The organism is Haloarcula japonica DSM 6131, from assembly GCF_000336635.1.
GTDB lineage: Archaea > Halobacteriota > Halobacteria > Halobacteriales > Haloarculaceae > Haloarcula > Haloarcula japonica.
The window spans coordinates 58712-83596 of the sequence record NZ_AOLY01000045.1 but is presented as its reverse complement, the minus strand read 5'-3'; the positions used below and the strand labels follow the sequence as shown (position 1 = coordinate 83596).

Sequence of the window (24885 nt, the reverse complement as noted above, 5' to 3'; positions counted from 1 at the left end):
AGATGTGTATAAGAGACAGTCCCCGACGAGATCTGGGGTATCGATGACGACGCAGAGCGACAGGCCGCCCGCCGAAAGTCGCAAACGGCCGACTACTTCCTCGGTGGCATCAACGGCATTTCTCAGACCGGCGAACTCGTCGCGGCAGACCGTTCGGGGAGCCGCATCGGGGCGTATCCGTTCGCGGCCAGTAACGTCGTCATCGTCAGTGGCGTGAACAAGATCGTGCCGACACTCGAAGACGCGCTCGATCGACTGGAAACCGTCGCCTACCCCCTCGAAAACGAGCGCGCGAAGGAGGCTTACGGTGTCGACTCCGCGATTGCCAAACAGCTCATCCTCCGCCAGGAACTCGAAGAGGGTCGCACGACCGTCGTCCTCATCCGAGAGCACCTCGGCTACTAATTGCAGTACAATTCGGATTGTACGGTGGACAACTCCGCTGCTCTTCCTTTCCGGTTATGGAAAAACACCGGTTCTCGACACGTTCTCAGTCTTCGTAGTCTACAGGAGAAGAGCCTGTCGATGAGCTTGATCCAGACCGTGTACCAGAGGTAATTCGGCAGGAGACAGACTGGCAGGAACTACGAAACCAGATGTGAGTCGATATACGAGAACAGAGACGCTTTCGCTGCGGCCGTCGCGGCTTCACGGTTGGTCGTGAGGCGGCCATACATTGTTCCTTTGATCGTTGCTAGAATGTGTTCTGCCGCGTGCGTCGGGTCGACATCGCGAAACACATCCGCCTCAACGCCTCGGCGAACAGTTTTTTCGATGATTGTCGCGAGTCGAGTATCGATTTCGGTGAACTGCTCGCGAAATATCGCCCGCTCCAGCGCTTGCGGGGAGAGCGTGACTAAAACACAGTATAGCTGGCGTTTCTCCTCGGTTAGCTGACTCGGGAGGAGTGTCCTGATGATGTGGTTGAGGTCTTCTTTCGGATCGTCACCTATACTGGTATTGATTGTCGCCTCGAATCGGTCAACGGTGAATCTGAGGAACTGAAGTAGCAGGGCGTCTTTTGAGTCGTAATAGTGGTATATCGTCGACTTGGCCTTGTCAAGTTCATCGGCGATACGTGATATCGAGAGCGCAGCGTACCCACTGTTAACAAGCGCTCGGTGAGTTGCGTGCATAATTTCCTTTTCAGTTGCACACAGGGCGTCGCTCTCTTTAGTCATATAGACAGTCGTCCTCCCTGACTGTGGCTGGGGTGGCAGTACAGAACCGCTTGTTCGAACGCTGTCCCCGAACGGTTCTGACTAAATTGGTCAGTTTGGTCATAGCGGGCCCAAGTGAGCAGGAGCCGAAGTGAATGGACCGCATCAGTTCACGCTCCGCGATTGGCGCGACGAGAGTAGCGACCCAAGCGCTCCACGGCTGCGGTCCCAGATTACGATCGAGGTTGGGAGCACCAGTATGGACGATACAAACGAATAGAGGACACTGAGGGCGATCAACAACCCGAACTGACCCAAGATCGGGACGACCGCGAGGACGAGCACTCCAGTTCCGGATGTCGTGGTGACCATACTGCCGGCCAACGCGCCACCTGTTCCCCGGACGCTAATGTCGAGTGCCTCAAGCAGCGGGGTATCGCCACGATACTCCTCAGAGAACCGATGGACGAGGTGGGCGGAGTAATCGATACCGAGCCCGATTCCGATCGATAACGTCGTTCCGGTGAGGACGTTAAATGGGATATCCAGATATCGCATTGTCGCAGCCAAGGCGGCAATGGTGAGCAGTATCGGGATGAGGTTCGCAACCCCAAGCCCAGGACGGCGTTCAAGTAGCCAGTACGCGAACAACAGGAACACTGCAGACGCGAGGATTGCGAGACCCAGGCTTATGTACGCCGATTCTGCGATTACATCCGAGACGGCTTTGAGTACCACAACGCTGCCGGTTGCGGTCGCCTCCATCCGGAACTCATCAGCAACGGTTCTCGTGTCCTCTGTCACTTCCTGTTGACTCGCATCAGACTCGACAGAATACACGATTCGCGTGCGCGTGTAGTCGTCAGTCATGTACGATGCCGCGCGGTCACCGTACGGTGAGTCATACAGCGCGCTGTAGATGGTCGGAAGATTCTGGTCGGGGACACCGTTACCGTTCTGATCGTTCTGTGCGACGAGTTGTCGGAACTCCGGTGAAGCACGCTCGTAGCGGTTAATCACCGTAAGGATGCTGGTCGAATCTGCACTCCCGCCGGCTGTGACAAAGGAGCCCGGTGGGTCCTGATTCGCTCGGTATATCTCCTCTAGCGCTGTTCCGTCCTGCAACGACCCTTCGACGTATACGGTTACTGTATCACTCTCGCCGCTCTCGAAGTTGTCCTCAAGATAGTTTATCTGTTTCGTAACTGTGTACTCGTTGGGAGCCACAGCTTCCGGCAGGACCTCGACGTATCCGGGGTTCTCCTCCGGTGGGAGGAAGTCCTCAGTGGTGAATCGGGTATCGATTCCAGTCCCATACGCCCCCATGGCTGCCGTAGAGACCAGCACAAGGGCGAAGAATACGTACGGGGCTCGGCGGGCGATTGCGACACCGACAGTCAGCGATTTACCGACTGCGGAGTCCTCAGAGCCAATCGGAGCAGTACTGAATTCGGGGAGATCATATCGCACCCGCTGCCGGTCCATGAAGTGCTTGAACGACGGCAGAAAGATACCGAAGATAAGGAACGTAAATAGGATTCCGACGCTAGCGACAAACCCGAGGTCGCGGATCGGACCAAGCTGACTGGTCCCGTTGGCGGCGAATCCCAGCACTGTCGTGCCAGTCACGATGAAAAACGCCGGGAGTAACTGGTCTGTCGCGGTCCGCATTGCAGGCGTCGGTTCAATGCCCTCGACGCGTTCTTCACGATATCGATTTACCGCGTGAATCCCGAAGTCGATTCCAACGGCGAGAAGCAACGGCGGGACTGTGATCAACATCTGCGTGAAGGGGATACCGGCCCATCCCATGAACCCGAATGTCCATATAATTGCCATCGCAAGGGAGACGAGGCCGATGAGCAGATCAAACGGGTCCCGGTACGCGATAATGAGGAAGAACAGAATCAGGACCACGGCGGCTGGGACGACGAGTCCCAGCGAATCAGCGATGACACTGCTCAGTTCTGCAGAAATGATCCCACTGCCGAAGACAGAGATATCGCCGTCGACCGAACTGACGATAAACTCCGCTTCCTGCTGAATGGGCGTCAGTGGTGATGACCCCTCTGTCCCGGCACTGCTTGAGACACCCGGTACCTCGTGTGTAACAGTCGTCAGTGTTGCCGATGCCGACGGATCTTCCCTGTTTAGGTCGTTGCTGAGAAGGCCTGCGACTGCCGGCTGGCGCTCGAGCGTCGTTCGAGCAGCCGATTTGATTTCCGACTGGGAGGCTGCTTCTACGGCATCGATCTGTTCAGGCAGTGTCTCCGCGTCCGGGTCAAGCGTCTGTGCGACGGCCTGTGCGACACTCGTCGTTCCGACAACGTCCTGTGATTCGCGCTGTTTTAGCCGGTTCTGGGCTTCCAGCATATTGAGGAGAGCCGGCTTCGACAGGACGTTCTGGTCCTTCTGGATTAGCGTCGTAGAGCCAGTCCCTTCACCGAACGGTTCACGCTCGAAGTTGTCGTTGACTTCGTCGGATGCTTCCTGTGCAGGAACGCCCTCAGTGAACTGTGATGTCCCCGAGTCAGTCGCGGTCATGCCGAACCCTGCCGACAAAACGAGGGTCATAACGATGAACGCAGCGACGACTGTCTTGTCACGGTTGACAATCCAATCGTCAAGGACGTCGATGTATTTCTGGTAGTCTAACATTGTGACATATACGTTAGCCTCGGAGAGTTACTGTCGCCTATACCAGACCACGCCGCCAACGACCGCGAGGAGGCCAACACCACCAATAAGCCACAGTGGCGTTCCGCCACCTCCAGACTGGTCGGTGACTTCTATCGGCAGGCTGTAGGTGTCTGAAACCCGTTTGTCCCCGTCAGGAGTCTCATACTGGAAGTCAAGATTGAGCGGATACGTCTTGTCCAGTGCATTGCTTCCCGCTGAGAGCTGGACGGAAACTGTTTCTGACTCACCGGGTTCCAGCTCAGCGATGAACGTTTCATCGTCACTGCTGCTGAGCGGATCATTGACGAACGCCTTCCCCTCAATACTGGACAGCGTCTTGTCTTTCGTATTAGTTATCGTAAACGTGATCGAGCGGTCTTGCCCCACACCGAGCGTTGAGTTCTGCATTTCGATGTCGAATTCGTCCTGACTCCCATCCACCGTTGAACGAATCTCGAGTGTATCTGCGTCAACCCTGTCACCGTTATCGTCGCGATAGCTCACGCCGAAATCAAACTGTCGAGCGCCTGCCTCTGCGCTGTTGGACACGTCAACGCCAAAGCTGAAGTTGGCTGATTCGCCCGCATCGAGATCTCCGACAGCGTACTGCGTCTCTTTTGGCGACAGTGTTGACTGCTGGCTCTGCCAAGAGACGACGACGTTCTCGATATCACGCGTTCCGGTGTTTGTGAGGGTTGCACTCAGTGATCCGTCTTCACCGGCCTGGAGTGAGGTGTCAATATTGGACACGTCAAAGTTTTGCTCAGGTGCCGGACTGAGGCTCAACTGTACATCGTCATAGGTGCTGGTATCGCCCTCTTGATCATCGTACTGGACGTTGGCCGAAAGCGCGTAGCTTCGTTCCTCGGCATCGGGGCTCGCTGTTGCATCGACTCGGACGGTCCGAACTTCACCGGGTTTCCAGTTGCCCACATATGCTGTTGTTGAGGAACTCTTGCCGAACGTTATATCGGCGTTCTGTGAAACAAACGTAACAGATGCGTCAGCAACAGTCAGCGGGCCCGTGTTGCGGAGCTGAACCTCGTACGTTCCCGTGTTGCTGACGGCGACAGAGCTGCTTGAATTGACGACCGCGAACTGCTGTTCTGGATCGGGTTCGACTGCGACAGATTGTCCGACTGACTGTGTTCGGAGACCGTCCTCGTTGTCAAATGCGACCGACAGCTCAAACCCGTACGGCTCCGGCTCTGCGGATTCAGCGGAACTTACACGATAATTGAACGTCCGGACTTCGCCCGGTTCCCACTTATCAACAAACCGTGAGGTCGCCTCGCCGCCACTTACTCCGAGGTCCTGGTTCTGGGATTCCAGCGTTACCGCGGCGTCCCGCGCAGAGCTGTCTCCGGTATTTTCGACGCTAACCGCTACCGTGCCCGTAGAGGCAACACGGGCATTCGACTCGACATCAGTCACCTTGAATGTGGCGTCATCAGTGACATCGATCTCGATGTCAACAGTTCGGGTCTTCTTGTCTTCGTCACGTGATCCCGTTCCTTCGGAAATGTAGCTTGTGTGCTTGTAGTTGAGTCTCAGTTGTGCCTCGTACGTTCCAGAGCTAGCGTCTTCATCGACGCTGATAGCAAACGGGACTGTCGTCTTCGGTCCGGCTTGGAGCGTGCCGAGGCTTCGTTTCGAGTTCTTGACCGATATCGGCGCATCACCGGAGCCAAGTGACACAGTGAGTCCCTTTGCCGTGGTTACTTCGCTATTTAATGCCGGGTTTCGTGCGGAGCCGCTTTCGAGATCGCCACTATTGACCAGCGAAATTTCTATGGTCTTTTGCTCACCAGGGGCGACGGTATCGTCTTCGAGCGTTGCAACAATATCGGGGCTCCCAACGACCGCAGCGGTTGCCGTGCCACTAGTTACGACAATTCCAACTACGGCCAAGAGTAGCAGTTTCTGTGCTTTCGATACCATATTAGTAGCGGCTCCATTCGATCTGCAGTTCCTCGGTCGTCATATACGGCCTCAAGATTCTTCGTTTGCCAGTTGGCATGGTGCTGTAGTTGAATAAACGTTCAATCACATTTAGTGCTTTCGTATCTTCCAGTTCCCGAGAGGAACACTGATCCATCAAAACCAACGCTATTTGATTGTAGCTCCTGTGTTAATATCCGTAATAGAGGTCGCTTCGGGCTTGTTTGATCTTAGAGAGGTGATTCACAACAATGGATATGTGAACACAGTGGGCTGGAACTCAGTCCGGATCACATCGCGGGTAGCAGAGTCAACAATACACTTATACTTATTGAATATATAATCAATTACATGGCTATCTTTGAACCGTTGCCGTTACTCAATCCAATAACGATATCCCAGATTGGCGCTGTGGCCGACAACGAGAAAACAGTAAAACCGTGAGTGATTTGAACCGTACCGCGCAAGCAGAGAACGGTCGATGTAAAGATGACTAACGAGATATCATTTTTTGAGAACCCAGAGGGGACCCGCGAGGAGATCCTCGAAGCCACCTTCTATGCACTGCGTCAGCATGGGTATGCGGATCTGACTATTTCGAAGATCGGTGATGAATTCGGGAAGAGTCAGTCACTTATATATCACCACTATGACGATAAAGACGAGTTGCTGGTAGACCTGCTTGATTATATGCTTGAGCAGGTCGAAAATCAGGTCCCGCTTCCTAACCAGTCCCCTGAGGCGTACATCGAGGTCATCATCGACGAAATATTTGGGACCAGCAGCAACAGTGATATCGAGTTTTCTCAAGCTGTGATTGAGCTGCGAGCGCAGGCAGCGCATGACGATGATTACAACCGCCTCTTTCGCAGGAGTGATGACTTTATTCGAAAGCAGATCGCCCGTGTTATCCAAGCGGGTGTTGATGCCGGCGCATTTGATGTCGAAGACCCATCGCAGACAGCCGCACTGTTTCACACGGTCTTAGTCGGTATTCAGGCGGAACGAATTACCAGCGACGAGGACACAATTGACGACGTGAGAGCCGAATTTCGGCGGTATATCGAGCACTGTTTACTCTCCGAGTAGCCCGCTGGGTAACGTCTGGTTGATCGATTAACTGGCCCCGTCAGCTGTCATGCCGCCACCGGGCATCGACTGGCAGTCTCCTTCGGGTTTCTGGATCGGCTCGACTGAGCCCCACGAGTGGAAATCCCATCTCATTGACTCAGCTTCAATACGTCGCGGATACCCGGAATCCGCGAGGATGTAGTATGTAACCGGCTCCTGAGAGCCGCCCTGTGAGATTTCATACACCAACACTTCCTCGCCATCGATGGTATCCCGGCCGACCGGCGTGATATCTGGGTTTTCCTCCGGCTGGTCGGAGAACTGACCCGGATCAACCTCGTCACGGTCCATCCCCTGTTGCATCGTTCCCCGGAGACACTGCCCCCCAGCAACGGTGTACGTACTGTTCCCAATGTGGTACATCTCCATCTGTTGTCCTTGCTGGTCAAACGACCAGTACATGTCCCCCTGATAAAAACGGCCAGTCATCTCGACGGTCTGACCCTCAGACTGCATGGTGGCTGTCATCGCATACGATTCCGGGAACTGCGTGACCTGTCCGAACTGTGTCGATCTGTCATCGTTTCCGCTGGCCGACGATGTATCCGTGCCAGTTGTCTCACCTGGTTCAGGCGTTGGTTCGGCGCCGCCGCCACTCTCTGTTTCGTCTGGCCCACTATTTTGATCGCTGCTGCAACCGGCTAGTACGGTCAATCCCGAACACACGACTCCGAGTAACTGCCGTCTAGGTAGTTGATGCATGGAGGCGGATACCCTCACCAGACAGCTACTATCGATTACTTCATGACAATTGTTATCACATACATCTCACTCTGACCACGAATGGGTTCATCGGATGTGCATAGACTGACCGATACGGTATAGCTATATCGTATAGCTTAGCAAAATAGTTAGTAGTGTGTACAAGACTGAATTGGAGATAGCAGTTACCATACCCGAATATTCATACATGTATTATATGTACGTTCCAGTTGTTTACTAGATAGATGAACGACAACAGCCAGAGCGATGAGGCTGATAGGGATGAGAGACTATTTGCGGCAACGAGCGGCACTCTAACTGAAGTTCAGTACAATCCAACCAGCGACCAAGAGCTTGCTACGGTCATTGTTCAGGCCGTTGCCGATCAGACGGGAACAGAAATGGATCGTGAGTCGCCGTTGCACGACTACATCGATATCGATGCCATTGAAACACTACTATTCGGTACACAGCCAGACCAGTCGATCGGATCAGCGAGCCAGAACATTACCTTTCGATACCGTAACATTATCGTGACAGTTCACGCTGACGGTGTGATCCAGCTATCGGGCACTGACAGCAGCCGTGCAAGAAAGAACTAATCGCCAGGCTACAGGACATTTCGTCCTCCTTGCATATGCACTCCACTGTCCATATATCTCAAAATGTCCACGACCTAGATTACATACTCTTACCACCGGAGCACCAGACTACGAAAGTCTACAATAATCGGTCCAATTAGGCTGTTGAGGGACTGTACGAGATAGGTTAAATGGATGATTCGTTCCCAGTGTTGGACGAGATAATCTCTGACTTTCGAACAAGCAGTGGTTTGACGCGGAAAACTAGAATCCGTATATCCTCCTGAAAGGGGGAGTTAGCTGCAAACATAGTATACAAATTTGATTCTCAAAAGTAATATCGATAGATTCCACGGTAATTATTATCGCATCAAAGGTAGAGTCGGTACTATTAGACACCACCGTGTCCGTAGTTCTACACGCTATTTGAGTAAATACGTAAGCTTCCAATCGCCCACGACAACACCACTGTGTCCGCTGTTCTATGTCCTGAAAACCGCTACGTGTCAATCGGTTTCGACACCACCATGTCCGCCGTTCCTAAGTGGACTGGAAGTCCGAAAGCGTCGCTTCGCTATCAACGAGGTTAGTGACGGATTTGTGGATTCCAACATCGTCGACAGTCTTCTCAAGTGCTGCAAGAATCATCTCCGGGTCCATCTCGAGAGAATACTCGCGATAGGTTCCCCCACGACGTCCCTCGTTCCGCTCGATTGCCGAGATGATACCTAACATCGACAGCTCGCCGAGGTGATCACGCATCCGGCGTGGGACAAGCGGATCGATCCCTGCCTTTTCGGCGAAGTTCGTGTATCGAGGCCTGATATCCCGTGTTCGGGCCGGCGTCTTTCCTTCTTGATCGAGCGTAACCATAGCGTACACGACCAGATGACCGTGTTGGGTCAGTCCCGAAATACCTTCCTGAATCCGGCCTCGTTCCAGAACGTCGCGGGCCTCTCTAACGAGATCTTCCGAAATCGTATCCGTATCCTTGTCTCGGGCCAGATCGCCCGTTTTCATGAGCAAGTCGAGTGATTGCCGTGCGTCACCGGCGTCTTTCGCTCCGTACGCAGCACACAGCTCGATAACTCCGTCTTCGAGGACGCCGTCGTGAAACGCTACGTCAGCGCGTTGTTGCAGGATCTGGATCAGCTCCTTCGCGTCGTATGCGGGGAACTGGATTTCCTCTTCACAGAGTGAGCTCTTGACTTTCGGGGAGAGGTCATCGCGAAAAGAGAAGTCGTTCGAGATACCGATAATACCGATCTTCGCAGAACTCAAATTGTCATTCGCTCGCGCACGCGGGAGTTGATAGAGAATACTGTCGTCTTCGATGTGGTCAACTTCGTCGAGCACGATGTAGATAGTCCCGCCACAGGAGTCGAGTTCGGTCCACAGCATGTCATACACCGTTGCACGAGGATACCCCGTCGTACTGATCTGGCTCGTTTCGTCCCTGAATTCGTTGACGAGTCGGGTAGCGATTTGATAACTACTGGAGAGGCCATCACAGTTTAGCATCTTCACCGTGAGATCGATATCCTCGTATTTCGCTGCGTCTTCTTCGAGATGGTCGATCAAATACCGCGTGCCGGCAGTCTTCCCGACCCCTGTTTTACCGTACAGGAAGATATTGTTAGGCTGTTCACCGTTGATTACGGGCTGAAGAGCTGCTCGATACCGGTTTAGTTCAGTATCACGCCCGACGAGATTCTCAGGCTGATAGTCCTCTCGAAGCGCATCCCGGTCCAAGTAGATCTCAGTGTCGCGTTCGAACATCCCCATAGTCGTTGCCTGATTTATTGGAAGGAACCCACATAAAACCACCCCTGTCCGCAGTGTCCGGAGTGTCCGCTGTTCTATTACTTATAAATAAATGGTGGAACCCTCCCACCCCACTATGTCCGCAGTAACTAGAAAAGAGTGGGAGGGGGTGAAAGAAGTGAACTATGAATTAGGGAAAAGTTTATAATGGCTTGTGGAGAGCTAGACCGTAATGTAATTAGAAGGCTGTAGACGAAGACACTACAGCATTACTCATAGATATATCTAGCATAGGCGAACTACATCCGAACCAGATATCCCCGTTCCTTCCTTCCCCCACCCTGCCCTTCTCGAAGAACAGCGGACAAAGTGGGGTGGGAGTGTTCCCTCCTACTGTTTGATTGTTTTACATCCTTCAGCCACTCTATAGGTGATTCATAGTGTTTCTACTGTCTTAGCACACACCGCCATGTCCGCTGTTTTCCTGTCATCCCCACCAGAACAGCGGACATCGTGGTGTCTCCAGGAACGAACAACACCACAATGTCCGCAGTAATTGCTTCATGATTTCTCAAACGGCCAGTAGAACAGCGGACATCGTGGTGTCCACTCAGAAGTATACACTATCCATTACGGTCAGACGCCACAATGTCCGCAGTAAACGGGCCATAGAGACTATCAGTCGTGGTTTTACTGCAGACACTGTGGTGTTCGCTGTATCATACTACTTGCTTGACGATCCAGGAAGCAGCTGCATGAACTATACGACTTTACCCACGGTCTATAATCTCCTTCCAGATTGGTCTACCACAGAACACCTGACAACGAAATAATTGAAATGGCAAATACAGATAGAATACACAATCCGGCATGGCTCTTGTTCATCCGCCGCGACCGCCACTGGATCTAGATTATCGCTGAATCGTACTTTCTTACACATCGGCGATGGCCCGCTTCTCAGTCATCGGTTCTCAGTCATCGGGAAATAACCCACCCGCTACGTTCTACCACTTCCCCCTATTTGAGCAGCTTAGTACTGAGTGGTGAATCCGTATTTGCTGCTTCTATCGTGTTTGTTCTCTAAATACGCGTTCAACAAGCCGCGCCTGTGCCTTTCTGAGATGATTCGATGCGGTACTCGGGGCACAACCGAGTTCCTCGGCGACGTCCTCGACGCTCCCATTTCGCGGGACGTCGTAGTAACCGACGTCCTGTCCTGCGGCGAGTGCTTCGCGCTGACGTGAAGTGAGGCCAATGGCGAATGTACCAGGGCTGGCATCGTATTCGCCGACCTTCCGGACGCTTACCGTTATTCCGTCTGGAAGTGCATCCCGGACCTGTTCGAGAGTGGCGGGTTCGCCGACGACATCGAACAACACGACTCCGTGCGGTCGGTAGGCAACCGGTGGGACCACCATTAGCGTCGGCTGTTCGAACGCCGTGTAGAACTGTCGTGATTGTTCAGTCTCTCGACCACGGATGAACGCGTAGAACGCCTCGTCTCGAACGGGTGTAATATCGTAGCTTTCCATGGTTTTAACCGCAGAAAGGGCTGATTCGTAGGGTTCGCGATCGCCGACGATATAAAACAACGTATAGGCGATCCCGTCCTCGACACCGACTTTCCACGTGACGAGCCATTCGCGCTTGATTGCATCGCTTTCGGTCATAAAGCGGTGCATCGGCCGCTGATACTCCGGTGCGTATTGGATCTCTAAGCGGAGATATCTCACGGACGAGCCCTGGTAGCGGATCCTACATAAATACACTAGTGTGTACGACAGTTCGCGTATCCGCTCCCACTATCTATCCGTAGCTGTTCATGAGCAGTGATCAACGGAATGTGGACGATACACAGTCTGGTGAGCGGATACGCTGCGGCAGAAACACGGATAACCGATTTAATTCTACACTTCGGGAGGTGCTTGGTTCCTCCCCGTTCATTCTCACGAAATTCGACGTGTTCATGAACTGGGTCCGAGGGTCCTCGATGTTCGTGCTGCAGTTCGGCATCGCCTGTTGCACCATCGAGATGATGGGAACTCTCGCTACGAAACACGATCTCGACCGCTTTGCTGCCGGAGTCCCTCGGGCATCACCGCGACAGGCAGATCTGATTATCGTCCCTGGGACCATCGTCTCGAAGTTCGCGCCGCGGATGAAGCGCGTCTACGACCAGATGCCCGAGCCGAAGTTCGTCGTCTCGATGGGGTCGTGNGTCTCGAAGTTCGCGCCGCGGATGAAGCGCGTCTACGACCAGATGCCCGAGCCGAAGTTCGTCGTCTCGATGGGGTCGTGTACCATTTCCGGTGGACCGTTTCAGGAGGGATACAACGTCATCAAGGGCGCAGAAGAGGTCATCCCGGTCGACATCCACGTCCCGGGCTGTCCACCCCGCCCTGAGGCACTCATCTACGGCGTCGCCAAGCTGCAAGAGCGCATCGCCGAAGGTGAGTCCTCGCCGGTGACGGTCAAACCCTACGAACTGGAGCAGTTCGGCGACCTCGAACAGGACGAGCTCGTGGACAAACTCGCCAGCGAGATCGACGAGGACGACCTCGTCATGCGGTACNAACTGGAGCAGTTCGGCGACCTCGAACAGGACGAGCTCGTGGACAAACTCGCCAGCGAGATCGACGAGGACGACCTCGTCATGCGGTACGACTGGACTGGCTCGCACTGACTCACCGCGCCGTTACGAGAACGCGGATTTGACCGTACGATTCCGACTACGCACCTGTAGTGTGGCTTCGGTCCGGCTGTAATTGCTGTTCCGGTGAGTGTGACCGAAACCCAATAGCGTCCTGAACGACCAGCTCGGATCTTACGACGCTGCTTCAGTGTAGTTCACTTCGAACGAGATCGTTTCATTCTCATCGTGGTTACCGACCGCTACCGATTCGGTACCGTTAATCCGCTCAACTGCGACCCTCGTCCAGGTTCGCACGACGGTTTCCGATTCGAGATCGATTCGTACGACGACCGTACGACCGCCGTCTGGCCGTGTGAGTTCGAGTTTGACACGGCTGGCGTCCGTTGCTTCGACGACGGTCGCATCCAGCGTGTCCGGATCGTCGAACTCCGTCTGGATGGCGTAGCTGGAGCGTTCGTTCGATTCGATGAGCCGTTCGATAGAGTCCCGTTCGCTTTCGTTGAGAGCGCCGATCGTATCTGTAATGTTCAGATCGAGGCCTTCGAGCTCCGAGTGGCGCGAACGGACAGTCACCGACTGACTGTTGAGGGCGACTTCACCTTCGACAGCTGGGAGGCAATTGTCCACGGGGCGGGCGTGGATGCCGACAGTGTCTAACGGTTCGTCCCGGGCGACCGTCTCGTAGTACTGGTTGACCTGAACTTCGATGTGATCGTACGCGCCGATCCCCGCGTATCCTGCTATTTCCTTCCAGACCAGTGACGCGAACTCCTCGCGGCTGATCTGGTCGAACGGCTCGCCACCGTGCTGTTCGACAAGCGTCACGGTGACTCCGTCGACCTGTACGTCAGTCCGAGTTCGGTTCGGGGTGTCAATACGGAACCCACCACCACAGGTCCTGTCGCCCTGATCGAACGTGACTGTGCCACTCTCGTTAGCAACCGTTGTCACCTCGAACGCCGTCGAGTTCGTAACTGTGATACTACTGGTCGTTTCATTGGATGTGGTCTCAGAGGAGGGCGATTCGGATGGTGCATGTACTGCACTTCCATCGGCTACGACGGCTGCGCCGCTGGCAGTGAGTAGGAGGGCCGATACCGCAACCGCGTACGCTGCGAGTCGATAGTCACGATGCATCTGCATCACTCCGATGGCGGGGAAGTTGTCGTTTCATTGTATTAGGCGGTGAGCGGGCCGGATGCGCGAGCGCGGTCGGCAGCACAGTACGGTGGAGCCAGGCCCGTAGCGGCGGGCCGAGTTCGCAGTGGAGGGCCGAGCGTATGCTGTGGACCGGTGCGCTCGCTGTGAGTGCTGGCTCGATCACGGCATAAGGAGATTATACGAAAACCATTGTAAACCCCCATTGGAAACGGGAGTGAAACGGATCTGAAACGCGTTTCGGAGATTGTTCTATTCGTTTCAACTCACTGAAAACCAGCACTTTCATACGAAAACGTCCGGTCACGACGGATATGGAGTCGGTTAGACGGTCCCGTCTGGTGTTGGTCCTCTCGCTCACCGTTCTCAGTATGAGTATTGCCGTCTTCGTAACCGCGACTGGCATCGCCTCCACGGCGACAGCTGATACCGGATACGAGTTCGCTATTGAAGACGATGCACTCGTCGAAACGAGCGGCAGAACCACTGACGTTCTGGTATCGGATATCCGAACTGTCAACCACATCGAGATTACGAATCTCAACAGGAGTCCCGTTGTACGGGCCACACCGCGGGAGCCGCCCGAATTGTCCCGCTCGAAGCGAGCGCGAGCCAAGCGGATTATCACGACGGACGGGCCGGTCGCCGATACCGTTACATCACCGGCCGACGCAGTGTACACGATGCGGCCGGTTCCGCGCGGGGTAGCTAGCGAGAGGGCCGCGGTCGTCGGTGCAGATCCTACAGCGACGTGGCACGATCTCGCCACAGTCAACGAGTCAGCCTTCACCGTTCGGAACGGCCCGACTGCAGGGGTCGTCGTCATTGAACGGGTGAAGCAGCGACTGAGTGATCGCCGTGTACTGGTCGTCGTTGACCCGATCGATCGGGAAACCAGATACAGTGCCGTCGTCGATATCCGAAACGAGAGGATAGACGCGTTCGTCCGACTCCGTGGGGTACCGGAGTAGTCCGGACACATCGCTGGTCTCAACAATGCTCGAAAACACCCTCCAACGTCGCGAGGTTGTCTCCGCGGGCGTCTTCGTTACCTCAACCGCCCTGGTGTTTTTTCTGGCCGGCCATCTCATTGCGCCGGCAGTAGCCACAGTCAGAATCGGCGAAACCACTGTCCAATCAGGGTCACTGGGGCCGTCCATCCGAACAGTCAACATCGCCGTACTGACAGTAGCTGCGTTCGCCTCCGGTGCAAGTGCAGTGACATTGTTCCGTGTCGAACGTGGTTCATCGGGGTCTGCTACGGACTCGACGGACACTCGGTCGCCGGAAGCTGACCATGACCACGCACCCACAGCGGATCTACTCGAAGCTCGCCGGCAGGAATGGGAAGAAATTGCAAATCGCCTCGCGAGCAACGAACAGATCGTCTATGAAACAATGCTTGATGCCGATGGGGTCCTTCCACAGAGCGAAATCGTCGACCGCACGGACTTCTCGAAGGCGACTGTCAGCCGGACCCTCGATACGCTCGAAGCTAAGGACCTCATCGAACGGAAGCGGCGCGGCGTCGGCAACGTCGTCATCTTGTCGTGAAGCCCACGTTGATCGGGCGGTTTACTCCATTCGGCGACAGTATTGCTGAAACCAGCCGAAGTTATCCGTCCGTAATGATCTTGGCAACACGGTCACGGCTGAAAAGTTGTTCCTCCGATGGAATCTCTGGATAGTGATCCCCGTTTTCGTAGGTCGGCCACTCGCCAAAGATATCCGGGTAGAGCTGTTTTGCGGTCATTTCGATCTGGAAGAGATTCATGATCGGGCCGTGGTACCGCATTCCGTGTGCGTACACGCGGTCGTTTTTGACCGCCGCGAGATTTTTTCCAACGCTGTGTGACGTAAGCCTCTCGCGGACATCGTCCATGTTGTAGCGAGGTGTCATTCCCCAGAGGTGGAGGATCACGTCAGGGTCCGCGTCTAGCATCGTTTCATAGCCGACCGAACCCCAGAGACCGTCCCACGTTTCATCGCCGAAGGCGTCGTTGGCTGCAAGCGGACGCGTGTCGGCGAGCCAGAACCCTGGCCGGTTCAGGTGGTACGTCCAGAATTGGCCGTCGCCAAGTGTAACCCGAACTGCGGTCGGTCGATCTTCTTCGGGTGGAAGCTTCGTCCGGATGGTTTCGATGAGTTCTTCGTGAACAGCTCTGAGTTGCTCGTAACGCTTTCGTTCCTGAAACACGGTGGCAACACGACCGAAAAGCTCCCACAGCGTGTAATACTGGTAGTTCTCACTGTAGGGTTCTTGCGGGTCACCGTGTGTTCCGCTGTAGAAATTCCCGAAAAAGGGACCGACATTGTCGACAATTTCCTCGATATCGCCCGTATCCCAGTTCTCCTGGGAAATCGCCCATGCGGGGTCTAGGAAGTGAACGTCGCTACCGAGGCTATAGAAGAACTCCTTGCTGAAGTTATCGTAGGGGTTTGGAAGGCCTTCCCAATCAAAAGAGACACCAGAAAGCCGCTCGTAGTAGTGGTTCATCGATGGCCCAGCCATGTCCGGGACGAACATCGAATTAACCGCGTCACCGTGGTTGAGTGCGACTAACATGTCTGCATACTGATTGTACATCGTGAAGACGTTCTCCGGGACGGAGTTGAACTCGACTTCCCCGACGGGAGAAAGTGAGGCAGTGTAGGAGCCGTCATCTGTCGGCATTGACGTACCTGTTCCCCCGTCGCTCGATGTCCCTGTACTGGGTGGTTCGCCACCGTTACCGGAGCAGCCGGCAATGACTGACGTTCCGAGCAGTGCACCACCACCAGCAAGGTAATCTCGTCGTGTGAAACTCCCTGCATCGCCTGTCTCGTCCATGTTTTAGGTAGGCCTAATATATTGTATATGACTTTCGGATTAACCGAACAGCGACCGGCTACGTTTACCGGAAGATGTCTTCATGGACGCTGCACTAATCATCCCACCAGTCAAAGCAGTAGAGAGAAAGCAGTTGAGAAGTGTTTTCTCTCAAACGGTCGCTTTTCATTATAGTATAGCACGGAATGCGATGACAGCCCCGACGCCCGTGACCAGGGCCACGAATATATTCCCCGTCCGCCAGGCGACGACAGCGACAACACTCCCGGCAAGCCACTCTGGGAGGCCACCGCTGGCCAGTTCCGGCCCGAGAACGGCAACGACAATCGCCCCCGGAAGCACTTCCAAGGCGGCCTCGACACGGTCGCTGACGCCGATACGTGTTAACAGCCACAGGCCACCGGCCTTCGTGAGATAGGTCGCAATAGCCATCGCGGCGATAACCGCGACAACTGTTGGGTTGATCGCGAGTGGGTCAGTCACGGCGAACCACCTCGGCGACGGCGGCGGCGACGCCACCCGCGATGACGTGCCACTGGCCGGCTAGAACCTCTGTAGTGACCAGCGCCGTCACCAGCGCGACCGCCCACGGGACGGCCGTCGACGCGCCGTCCCAGAGTTCGACCGCGAGCGCGACGAACGTCGCCACGAGGACGAAATCCAGCCCGAACGTGGCGGGGTCGTCTATCACGCCGCCGACGGCGACGCCGGCGACCGACGAGGCGACCCAGAACACCCAGATAGCGAGCCCGCTCCCGAGCAGGAACGCACCCCGCCGACTCCCGCCGGTGAGGTCCCGCATCGTCAGCGCCCAGTTCTCGTCGGCCATGAAAAACAGGCTGCCGTAGACGCGTATCCCGGACAGATGCTTGAACCACGGCCGGAGGGCGGCCCCCATCAGCGAGTACCGTAGATTCACTGCGAAAACCGCGAGCACGACCGTCGCGGCTGGGATGGGGTCCGCCCACAACTCCACGGCGATAATTTGGGAGGCCCCAGCCAGGACGGTCGCGCTCATCAGCGCCACCTCCGCGACGCTCAGCCCGGCCTGGTCTGCGAGGACGCCGAACGCGATACCGTAGCCGGCGACGCCGAGCGCGACCGGGAGACAGGTCACGAACCCGGCGCGTATCCCGGCCCGGTCGAACGTCACTGCGTTTGGGGCGTCGTCAGTTGAGGCCGCCGTCTCGATGCTCTCCACGTCCTGCTCCGTTTGCTCGTCGGTGGTGGACATTTCGGTAGGGACACTCCACGTACGGCAGCCCCGCGACACCGTCGTCACGGGGCCGTCACTTGATTCGAAACGGCTAGCAGACTAAACGGTGTTGGAAACGCACGCTCTCAGTACCCGGTACCGAGGTAGGTGTGCACCGCGTTTTCCGCTTCGAGTTCGTCGACGAGAGCGATGGCGAAATCCTCCATCGAGATGTAACTGTCTCCCTCCTCGTCAGCCACGAGTTCGCGCTCGGCGGTCCGGTACTGGCCGGTCCGCTCGCCGGGCTCTATCAGTGCGGCCGGTGCGACGTAGGTCCACGCTAGGTCGTCGGCCTCGCTGAGTATGTCGTACGCTTCGATGGCGGCCCGGGCGACCGGCTCCCACTCCGCTGGGAAGTCCTCGGTCTCGATGAGAAGCGTTTCGGGTCCGACTCTGAGTCCGCCGGCACCTCCGGTCCAGACGAGCCGGTCAACGCCGCTGTGGCGCAGTCCGTCGACGACCGCCGAAATCATCTCCGTGAGGACCTCGGCAGACTCGTCGTCGCTCGGCCCCAGCGCCGACACCACCGCATCGTGGCCCGTCGCGAGCTTCGCGATGTCGCCAGGGTCGGTCGCATCGCCCGCGACGGCGACGAACTCGTCGCTGTCTATCCCTTCGACCGTACCGCTACGGGAGACTCCAGTGACGGAATGGCCACGCTCGAGGAGTTCTGCCGCTGTTCGTTGTCCGATTCGTCCGCTTGCTCCGAGTAGTAGTACGTCCATTTTTCGAGTGCAGTTGCCGATGATTGCGACGCGATACCGGTACGTGAATCCGGAACTGCGATCACATCATCTTACTTGGTATTGGAACATGAGCTTAATATAACTCAGCGAACGTAGCCTTGACCAAGTAACATCGATGTCATCGAACAATGCCCTCGAATCGAAGTACGGGGACTGTCCGGTCATCCAGACGCTTGAAGAGATCGGGTCCCGCTGGCGGATGACGGTAATTCACGTTCTCAGGGAGGGCGAGCTCCGGTTCAACGAACTCAAGCGTGCGACGGATGCGAACTCACAAACGCTGTCCCGTGTGCTTGATGACTTGGAAGAAAACGAGTACGTCGAACGCCGAGTCGCTGAAGGGAAGCCAGTTGCGGTCTATTACTCGCTGACGCCGAAAGGTGATGAACTCCTCTCTGCATTTGATGAAATCCACGAGTGGGGCGAGAAGTGGATTTCTGATGCCAATTGAACAAAAAGAGGTTGATTAAGTGCGTTGGCCCACTGGCCAAGTCATTACCGCAGTGAACGATGAACGACACTTCCTTGCGGCGAAAAATTCCACAATCAGCCTGCTGGGTCTGTTTACTACACCTATTATCTGTAATTGGGAGCCATTAATTACGGCTGATTGAGAAAGATTAGTTATAATACCGGTGAAAATGAAGTATTCATGACTATTATGGCCAAATATGAATATAGAATGAATATGACGTTGGTAGAATCACACTGTTGGCGACTAGGGGTGGGGTAGATGAACACGGAATTCTTATAATAAGAATAAAACTCAAAACAACCTATATCCCACATTAGCATACGTACTAGATATAACCAACAGCGGGATCCGGAATGATTGTATCAAAAACAAATCTGCAATATCTATCGCCTTTGAGTGGTTGGAGGTGCCTCCCAGTGCCACTAATATAACAGCAGTACAGATGTTATTACGATTAGCTTCCCACGTCATATGTTAACTTTTTGGGTAATACTTGGTGTACTGCACTGAAAACTTTCGTACGAGCTATTCCTGAGTTTGGCTATCGGGTCAGAATACTAACCAGATCTGGGTAATAGAAGCCGGGTCACTCATCTGAGGCACCCATTCGTGATCTTCCAGCTCTCCCTAAGTATTCGACTCACAAATAAATCATCACAGAGCAACCCGACAGCGGTTGAGGGTAGACCAGTTTAACGAGCTTTCACCACTGAGTCACTCCAACCAATCGGTTGAATAACCAGCGCATTCTCTGCCACTAATCACTGGCTTCCCGACATGGTGGAGCTCAAACTAAGATTCGGGGCAGTACTGTTCATCTATATTGAACATGGACCGCGGTAGCGCTGTCGTCAACCTTAGCCGGGTTAACATGACAGCTTATCGGCTTAAAGATAAATTTCAGAACAACGAGCGGGAGTAGAAGCAGGCCAGTCCGATCGATTAAATTATAACTCGACGACGTCGCCGCTTTCGGCGGCTTCGTGAATTGCTCGGATGATCCGCATATCCTGAAGCCCGTGGCGGCCGTCCGGGGCGATTTCAGCATCAGTCAGGATACGGTCGGCGAAGTAGTCGAACTCCTCTCGCATCTCGTCCTCGGCGTCAAAGCTCTCGTGTTCGACAGTTACTGTGGTCTCGTTTCGAGACAGGTGGAGTTTCGCTTTCCCGTGGAACGCTGGGCGGAGCTCGATCTGTCCGTCCGTCCCCGTTATTTTCAGTTGCGTATCGTCGTGGGCATTCTGGCTGTCGGTCGTGACCATCTTGACACCGTCTTCCAGCGCAAGCAGGGCCCCAGAGCGTTCATCAGGCACGTCTTCGAAAGCATCTGCATGGGAACTCATCTGTGACTGCACCGCAAGTGGTTCCCGGTCGAGCAAGAACCGAGTCGTGTTGATCGAGTAAATCCCCAAGTCCATCACTGACGTACCATAGCCCGAGAGTTCCGAATCGAGCCGCCACTGGTCCGTGTTCGGATTCATCTCAAGTAGGGGCTGACTATTGTTTCCGTATACTGACACTGGCTCGCCGATAAACCCGTCCTCGATGAGTTCTTTGGCGCGCCTGACGGCCGGGTCGGTCTGCATCCGGTAGGCAATCATCAGCGGAACGTCGGCGTCCTCACAGACATCCACCATCTCCCGGGCTCGATCAACTGTTGACTCCATCGGTTTCTCACACAGGATCGCTTTGTCTAACTCTGCGGCTGTCTCGGCATATTCCAGGTGGAAGGCGTTCGGCGTTCCGATGTAGATGGCATCGTACGCGTCGGATGCCTTCCCAGCATGGAACTCCTCGTAACTGATCCCGTTATCGACATCGTTCTCGTTGGCTAGGCGTTCCGCTTTTTCCGTGGAACTGCTGACGAACGTCGTGACTTTACCTAAATCAGAGTCCTGAATTGCGGGGAGTGCTAGATCTATCGTCCACCAGCCGAGTCCTAACAGCGCATAGCGAACCGTTCCGTCCGTAGTGGTTTGCCAGTCACGCTCATCATATGTGTCAATCCAGTCTTTCATACAACTGTGTTTTAAACCTTGGCTCTAAAAACTTCGGTTTCTGAACAGACAAACACCATGTCGGTGGTAGTAACACATTAATGCTCCTACAACTCCTACCGACGGAGTCTTGATGGTGTCTGGGGCTCGGTTGTTTTCGTGTCCGACCTACTGGTGAGTGGGTGCCGTCGCCGGGGTCAGTCACTGTACCGTGCTGAAATCTTGTTACAACTGGCTCTCTCCCTCAGTAGGTGCTATTATACCCTTTCTCACTATGGAAAAAATAGAAAGTAATCACTGCTCAAACCTCCCGTTCAAACTGTTAATATGGTATTATGTGGGTAGGTGTATCCTAATGGATATGAATCCGCCAAAATTACCTGCAAATTATCCACTCTATGAAGGTATTATATAATCATCACTTACAAATTGGGGTAGTCTGACATTTGAATAAACTATATGGAACATAACTCTAGTTTAAATTCCCTGGATTAAGACCCTATTCAAACCTGAGAACTGTCGGAGTGTCCTAGGTCTGTCTTTAATAAATGATGATTGACAAACTCTCCATTATTTCAGTTAGCACAACAGCCAGGGCTGTCAATTACATATAAATATGTACTCTATATTTGACTGTAGCATAGCCGTAGTAAGCGCATATTCATATTTTGGCGAAGTCGATTGTAAACACATTGGTAAACCCTACAGGGAGCCACATCGCATGAAAAACAATGCAAACCGAACACTGATATCGGGAGGAACTGTTGTTACACCGACCAGCGAAATTGAGAACGGGACAGTAGTATTCTCGGATGGAAAAATAGTCTCAGTGGAAGCAGAATCTCATGACTCCCCGGATATTGATGCGACGGGAAAGTATGTCCTCCCTGGATTGGTTGATCTTCACGGTGATGATATCGAACGGCATCTTTTTCCGAGAGCTGGCGAGCGCGTCAACACGACTGTCGCTCTGGACCGGTGTGATATTGCCAATGCCAGTGCGGGAGTTACGACAAAGTTTCATGCCATTGCGTTCGAAGACGTCCCAGACGATAACCGGAGTATCGAATTAGCCCGTCGCTTGGCCGAGCATATTCGGGCTTTCAACTACGAAACCGGCGCCAGGGTCGACAACAGACTCCATATGCGGTGTGAACTCACCAACAAAACGGCTGTCGACGCCGTCTCGCAAGAAATACAATCAGGGGGTGATCTCGTTTCTCTTGTCTCACACATTCCAGGAACGGGCCAGTTCGCTGGCGAGAATACACTTACACAACGCTATAATCTCCCGGATGGGGTCTCAAAGTCAAGCCTTCAGTCCCTCGAAACACGCCGCAATGGTGTCTCCCAAATAGAACTAATTTCGCGTGCACGAGAGATCACCGAGCTAGCGAGCAATAGCAATATCCCAGTCGCCTCACACGACGATGAAACCGTTTCGAGTGTGGACAACGCCGCTGATATCGGGGTAGACATAAGTGAATATCCGCTCTCCCACCGTGTTGCGCAGCGTGCAACCGAGCTAAACTTGGTCGTTGCGATGGGTGCACCGAATGTAGTTCGCGGTGGGAGTCTGTGGGACGGGCCCGATGCGTCTCAGGCAATCAGAGAGGGTGTTGTCGACATTCTCTGTAGTGACTTCCGTCCCCAATCCCTGCTTAGCTCTGTTTTCATCGAAAACGGTGACTCTCTCAAAGACCGGGTGTTACGTGTCTCTACTGCACCAGCTGCCGCTGCCGGCCTGTACGATCGTGGCCGATTGGAGTGTGGGGCAAGGGCTGATCTTATTATCGTTGATCCAGACCCGGTTCCATCGATAGCACGAACATATGTTGCCGGCGACGAAGTGTATTGCTCTGCATAGCCTACTCGTGACGTGTACTGCGTAAAACTGCGTGTGGAATCAAACCGTTCTTATCGGGCTACTCGCTGTCCGGCTCTTCCCGCTCAACTGACCAGTGATACACCGAACATGCGCCTGCAACACCCACTACTAGGGAGAACAGACCTAAAACCATGCTCCCGGGAAGTGAAAAGGCGACAGAGGCGGCTAATACCATCGCACCGAGCATCGAGACGGCCACGTAATACTGATACCACTGTCGACCTTCTTCCTCCTCTTCAGAGCGGTTGAGGTACTTCTCGAAGTCGTCAGCCTTCTCGGTAAGGGTGATATGGCCCCGGTCTTGGTTAAAATCGACGACACCGATGTCGTCCATCTTTGGGAGATGGCACTGGTACAGTCCGACGTACACGCGCTTGCGCTCACTTGACGTCAACGCATCAGTTGTAGTCTCGTTCTCGATGGCCGCGACATGTTCTGCGAGCTCTCCAAGGGAGACCTGTTCGCCTCGTTCTCGAAGAAAATGGAGGACTTCTCTGCGGCGGCTGTTTTTCAGTATCTCAAAAATAACGTCTAAAGATGCACTCGAATCGTCCTGCTCTTGTGACGCCGCTTGGTCCGCACTGCTTTCTTTCCCTTTTGGCGATGGGACAGATTCGTCGCTTAGTTGGTTATCCGGTTCTGCTTTCGTTTGTGCGGTGTCTTTGACTCCCATATTTACCCACTTCCTGTGTGCTGCGACATCGTCCACCCGTCTGGAATCGCGCTCACACAGCCCCCCGGCTGTATCGACGGAGCGTTACGCTGTCAGCCAGCATTTCAAATCAACATCACCTTGCCACTTAATACTTTGTTATGTAATTGATTAGATAATTTCTCTTTGATTACTGTCGAGGTAGTCAGTAGTTGTTTGGGTATTCTGGGTGTAACAGTGCTCTTTGAATCGATTTTCGATAGTCCATAATAAAAGTCTGACACAGTGTGTATTGAGATACTCAAAATACATAGAATACCAGTGAAAAGCCCTGAGACGTCCCTCTGTTACCCTCAGACGTTACTCGATTCCTTGAGATTGTACAGGATAAATCGTAGCGTATATCCTCCGTATCTATGGGCCCTACAAGTAACGCAATCTTATCAGTGTCAATTGAACAGCTATCTGGATGCAGAGAATTCCTGCAGAGACGAAGTCCCGGATAAGATGCTCTTCTGGGTTGTCGTCAGGAATCGGAGCCTTACGAACTCCACAGTTTCTGTTGTTGATCGTTTGTCGCCTGATTGCCGAACACGTAGATGAAATCCCGTTTTATGAATTGAGCGGAAGAGCGATATTACTCACCACATACTCAGTATGCAGGGTATTCAACCGGAATCGTGTATGGCTACGAAGCGAGACCAAGAGACACGAGCGAAACAATTAACCACAGGCACATGGAATATCACTGTACACGAGTTTGTGTCCAAAGAAGGTAGCTGGTACACTCGTGCATACGAATAGATACGATGGCAGACTTTGATCAGTGGGACGAAGTGAGCTACGTAATCAGTTCACGGTATCGAGTCGAGACTCTCCGCCGGTTGTCAGAAGGCCCTGCGACACCGTCATTAATTGCGGACGACAGGGAAATGAGCATTGCTCACGTTTCGCGCGCCCTGCAGGAACTCCGTGAGTCGGAACTGGTCGACCTATTAGTTTCGGAAGATCGGAAGAAAGGCCGCGTGTACGACATCACCGAGAAGGGTGTCGATATTTGGGAAACAATCGAACGGAAGAACATGGCGTAACTGTCGCATCTCGGTCTCGAACTGATAGGAGTGCACAGCCGCGTCGACTTAGAACCATCTTTATCCCTATTTTTCACTTCGAATTGAACTTATAATTTTATATGGATGTCTCGCGTACACGCTACTCTATTACACCAACTCTGGTATCTGACCACAAGCCGGTGTGCTTTCCATAGATGCGG

Annotated in this window: 20 protein-coding genes and 2 pseudogenes; 9 read left to right on the top strand and 13 right to left on the bottom strand. The window is 54.1% G+C overall.

Going from position 1 to position 24885, the window contains the following annotated elements; all coding sequences use genetic code 11:
* Positions 1-12 precede the first annotated feature (12 nt).
* Positions 13-405, top strand: a pseudogene (locus tag C444_RS20250) (LUD domain-containing protein); the annotation flags it as partial.
* Between the two features lie 179 nt (positions 406-584).
* Here the strand turns inward: C444_RS20250 and C444_RS20245 are convergent.
* From C444_RS20245 to C444_RS20235, 3 genes are all read right to left on the bottom strand, one after another.
* Positions 585-1181, bottom strand: coding sequence for a TetR/AcrR family transcriptional regulator (locus tag C444_RS20245; protein WP_004594984.1), 597 nt, complete (start codon positions 1179-1181; stop codon positions 585-587).
* Between the two features lie 144 nt (positions 1182-1325).
* On the bottom strand, positions 1326-3818 hold the full coding sequence (locus C444_RS20240) for an efflux RND transporter permease subunit (RefSeq protein WP_004594983.1): 2493 nt from the start codon (positions 3816-3818) through the stop codon (positions 1326-1328).
* A gap of 27 nt (positions 3819-3845) precedes the next feature.
* A complete protein-coding gene (locus C444_RS20235) occupies positions 3846-5780 on the bottom strand; it encodes a COG1361 S-layer family protein (RefSeq protein ID WP_004594982.1) in 1935 nt (644 codons plus the stop codon).
* Positions 5781-6269: 489 nt separating this feature from the next.
* On the opposite strand from C444_RS20235, the gene C444_RS20230 reads away from it, so the two are divergent.
* On the top strand, positions 6270-6869 hold the full coding sequence (locus tag C444_RS20230; RefSeq protein ID WP_004594981.1) for a TetR/AcrR family transcriptional regulator: 600 nt from the start codon (positions 6270-6272) through the stop codon (positions 6867-6869).
* Positions 6870-6896: 27 nt separating this feature from the next.
* Here C444_RS20230 and C444_RS20225 read toward each other — a convergent pair whose 3' ends face one another.
* Positions 6897-7367 (bottom strand): hypothetical protein, encoded by a 471-nt coding sequence (locus C444_RS20225; RefSeq protein ID WP_239641351.1) that lies wholly within the window; start codon positions 7365-7367, stop codon positions 6897-6899.
* Between the two features lie 491 nt (positions 7368-7858).
* Between C444_RS20225 and C444_RS20220 the strand changes: the two genes are divergently transcribed.
* Positions 7859-8215, top strand: coding sequence for a HalOD1 output domain-containing protein (locus C444_RS20220; RefSeq protein ID WP_004594979.1), 357 nt, complete (start codon positions 7859-7861; stop codon positions 8213-8215).
* Between the two features lie 519 nt (positions 8216-8734).
* Here the strand turns inward: C444_RS20220 and C444_RS20215 are convergent.
* Both C444_RS20215 and C444_RS20210 read right to left on the bottom strand, forming a co-directional pair.
* Positions 8735-9979: a Cdc6/Cdc18 family protein gene (locus C444_RS20215; protein ID WP_004594978.1), complete on the bottom strand. Its 1245-nt coding sequence runs from the start codon at positions 9977-9979 to the stop codon at positions 8735-8737.
* A gap of 1043 nt (positions 9980-11022) precedes the next feature.
* Positions 11023-11640: a helix-turn-helix domain-containing protein gene (locus tag C444_RS20210; protein ID WP_004594977.1), complete on the bottom strand. Its 618-nt coding sequence runs from the start codon at positions 11638-11640 to the stop codon at positions 11023-11025.
* Between the two features lie 140 nt (positions 11641-11780).
* Here C444_RS20210 and nuoB point away from each other — a divergent pair.
* Positions 11781-12549: pseudogene (gene nuoB / locus C444_RS20205) on the top strand (NADH-quinone oxidoreductase subunit NuoB); the annotation flags it as partial.
* A gap of 233 nt (positions 12550-12782) precedes the next feature.
* On the opposite strand, the gene C444_RS20200 reads toward nuoB, so the two are convergent.
* Positions 12783-13748: a hypothetical protein gene (locus C444_RS20200; RefSeq protein ID WP_239641349.1), complete on the bottom strand. Its 966-nt coding sequence runs from the start codon at positions 13746-13748 to the stop codon at positions 12783-12785.
* A 335-nt stretch (positions 13749-14083) separates the two neighbouring features.
* Between C444_RS20200 and C444_RS20195 the strand changes: the two genes are divergently transcribed.
* Positions 14084-14740 carry a hypothetical protein gene (locus tag C444_RS20195; RefSeq protein ID WP_049909675.1) on the top strand — a complete coding sequence of 219 codons (657 nt, stop codon included), beginning with the start codon at positions 14084-14086 and terminating at the stop codon, positions 14738-14740.
* Between the two features lie 25 nt (positions 14741-14765).
* On the top strand, positions 14766-15323 hold the full coding sequence (locus C444_RS20190; protein ID WP_004594969.1) for a helix-turn-helix transcriptional regulator: 558 nt from the start codon (positions 14766-14768) through the stop codon (positions 15321-15323).
* Between the two features lie 61 nt (positions 15324-15384).
* On the opposite strand, the gene C444_RS20185 is transcribed toward C444_RS20190, so the two are convergent.
* The 4 genes from C444_RS20185 to C444_RS20170 all read right to left on the bottom strand — a co-directional run bounded on the left by C444_RS20185 (position 15385) and on the right by C444_RS20170 (position 18579).
* A complete protein-coding gene (locus tag C444_RS20185; RefSeq protein ID WP_049909674.1) occupies positions 15385-16599 on the bottom strand; it encodes an ABC transporter substrate-binding protein in 1215 nt (404 codons plus the stop codon).
* A gap of 168 nt (positions 16600-16767) precedes the next feature.
* Positions 16768-17082: an AzlD family protein gene (locus tag C444_RS20180; protein ID WP_004594965.1), complete on the bottom strand. Its 315-nt coding sequence runs from the start codon at positions 17080-17082 to the stop codon at positions 16768-16770.
* Positions 17075-17833, bottom strand: a complete 759-nt coding sequence (locus tag C444_RS20175) for an AzlC family ABC transporter permease (RefSeq protein ID WP_004594964.1) — start codon at positions 17831-17833, stop codon at positions 17075-17077. The genes C444_RS20180 and C444_RS20175 overlap by 8 nt, the downstream gene beginning before the upstream one ends.
* 107 nt (positions 17834-17940) lie before the next feature.
* A complete protein-coding gene (locus C444_RS20170) occupies positions 17941-18579 on the bottom strand; it encodes an NAD(P)-dependent oxidoreductase (protein ID WP_004594963.1) in 639 nt (212 codons plus the stop codon).
* A 136-nt stretch (positions 18580-18715) separates the two neighbouring features.
* Here C444_RS20170 and C444_RS20165 point away from each other — a divergent pair, with 136 nt between their 5' ends.
* Positions 18716-19051 (top strand): winged helix-turn-helix transcriptional regulator, encoded by a 336-nt coding sequence (locus C444_RS20165; RefSeq protein WP_004594961.1) that lies wholly within the window; start codon positions 18716-18718, stop codon positions 19049-19051.
* A 971-nt stretch (positions 19052-20022) separates the two neighbouring features.
* Here the strand turns inward: C444_RS20165 and gfo6 are convergent.
* Entirely contained in the window at positions 20023-21093 is a 1071-nt protein-coding gene (gfo6, locus tag C444_RS20160) for a D-xylose 1-dehydrogenase Gfo6 (RefSeq protein WP_004594959.1), read from the bottom strand.
* Positions 21094-21793: 700 nt separating this feature from the next.
* Here gfo6 and C444_RS21525 point away from each other — a divergent pair.
* A complete protein-coding gene (locus C444_RS21525; RefSeq protein ID WP_080509739.1) occupies positions 21794-22939 on the top strand; it encodes an alpha-D-ribose 1-methylphosphonate 5-triphosphate diphosphatase in 1146 nt (381 codons plus the stop codon).
* Between the two features lie 58 nt (positions 22940-22997).
* Here C444_RS21525 and C444_RS20150 read toward each other — a convergent pair whose 3' ends face one another.
* Positions 22998-23633, bottom strand: coding sequence for a DUF7344 domain-containing protein (locus tag C444_RS20150; protein ID WP_004594957.1), 636 nt, complete (start codon positions 23631-23633; stop codon positions 22998-23000).
* A 788-nt stretch (positions 23634-24421) separates the two neighbouring features.
* On the opposite strand from C444_RS20150, the gene C444_RS20145 reads away from it, so the two are divergent.
* Entirely contained in the window at positions 24422-24703 is a 282-nt protein-coding gene (locus C444_RS20145; protein ID WP_004515801.1) for a winged helix-turn-helix domain-containing protein, read from the top strand.
* The last annotated feature ends 182 nt before the right edge of the window (positions 24704-24885 follow it).

What these genes read in the sequence shown, in the direction of transcription:
- C444_RS20245 (WP_004594984.1), bottom strand. Translation starts at nt 1,181, where the DNA reads ATGACTAAAGAGAGCGACGCCCTGTGTGCAACTGAAAAGGAAATTATG.
- C444_RS20240 (WP_004594983.1), bottom strand. Translation starts at nt 3,818, where the DNA reads ATGTTAGACTACCAGAAATACATCGACGTCCTTGACGATTGGATTGTC.
- C444_RS20235 (WP_004594982.1), bottom strand. Translation starts at nt 5,780, where the DNA reads ATGGTATCGAAAGCACAGAAACTGCTACTCTTGGCCGTAGTTGGAATT.
- C444_RS20230 (WP_004594981.1), top strand. Translation starts at nt 6,270, where the DNA reads ATGACTAACGAGATATCATTTTTTGAGAACCCAGAGGGGACCCGCGAG.
- C444_RS20225 (WP_239641351.1), bottom strand. Translation starts at nt 7,367, where the DNA reads ATGCAGTCTGAGGGTCAGACCGTCGAGATGACTGGCCGTTTTTATCAG.
- C444_RS20220 (WP_004594979.1), top strand. Translation starts at nt 7,859, where the DNA reads ATGAACGACAACAGCCAGAGCGATGAGGCTGATAGGGATGAGAGACTA.
- C444_RS20215 (WP_004594978.1), bottom strand. Translation starts at nt 9,979, where the DNA reads ATGGGGATGTTCGAACGCGACACTGAGATCTACTTGGACCGGGATGCG.
- C444_RS20210 (WP_004594977.1), bottom strand. Translation starts at nt 11,640, where the DNA reads ATGCACCGCTTTATGACCGAAAGCGATGCAATCAAGCGCGAATGGCTC.
- C444_RS20200 (WP_239641349.1), bottom strand. Translation starts at nt 13,748, where the DNA reads ATGCATCGTGACTATCGACTCGCAGCGTACGCGGTTGCGGTATCGGCC.
- C444_RS20195 (WP_049909675.1), top strand. Translation starts at nt 14,084, where the DNA reads ATGGAGTCGGTTAGACGGTCCCGTCTGGTGTTGGTCCTCTCGCTCACC.
- C444_RS20190 (WP_004594969.1), top strand. Translation starts at nt 14,766, where the DNA reads ATGCTCGAAAACACCCTCCAACGTCGCGAGGTTGTCTCCGCGGGCGTC.
- C444_RS20185 (WP_049909674.1), bottom strand. Translation starts at nt 16,599, where the DNA reads ATGGACGAGACAGGCGATGCAGGGAGTTTCACACGACGAGATTACCTT.
- C444_RS20175 (WP_004594964.1), bottom strand. Translation starts at nt 17,833, where the DNA reads ATGTCCACCACCGACGAGCAAACGGAGCAGGACGTGGAGAGCATCGAG.
- C444_RS20170 (WP_004594963.1), bottom strand. Translation starts at nt 18,579, where the DNA reads ATGGACGTACTACTACTCGGAGCAAGCGGACGAATCGGACAACGAACA.
- C444_RS20165 (WP_004594961.1), top strand. Translation starts at nt 18,716, where the DNA reads ATGTCATCGAACAATGCCCTCGAATCGAAGTACGGGGACTGTCCGGTC.
- gfo6 (WP_004594959.1), bottom strand. Translation starts at nt 21,093, where the DNA reads ATGAAAGACTGGATTGACACATATGATGAGCGTGACTGGCAAACCACT.
- C444_RS21525 (WP_080509739.1), top strand. Translation starts at nt 21,794, where the DNA reads ATGAAAAACAATGCAAACCGAACACTGATATCGGGAGGAACTGTTGTT.
- C444_RS20150 (WP_004594957.1), bottom strand. Translation starts at nt 23,633, where the DNA reads ATGGGAGTCAAAGACACCGCACAAACGAAAGCAGAACCGGATAACCAA.
- C444_RS20145 (WP_004515801.1), top strand. Translation starts at nt 24,422, where the DNA reads ATGGCAGACTTTGATCAGTGGGACGAAGTGAGCTACGTAATCAGTTCA.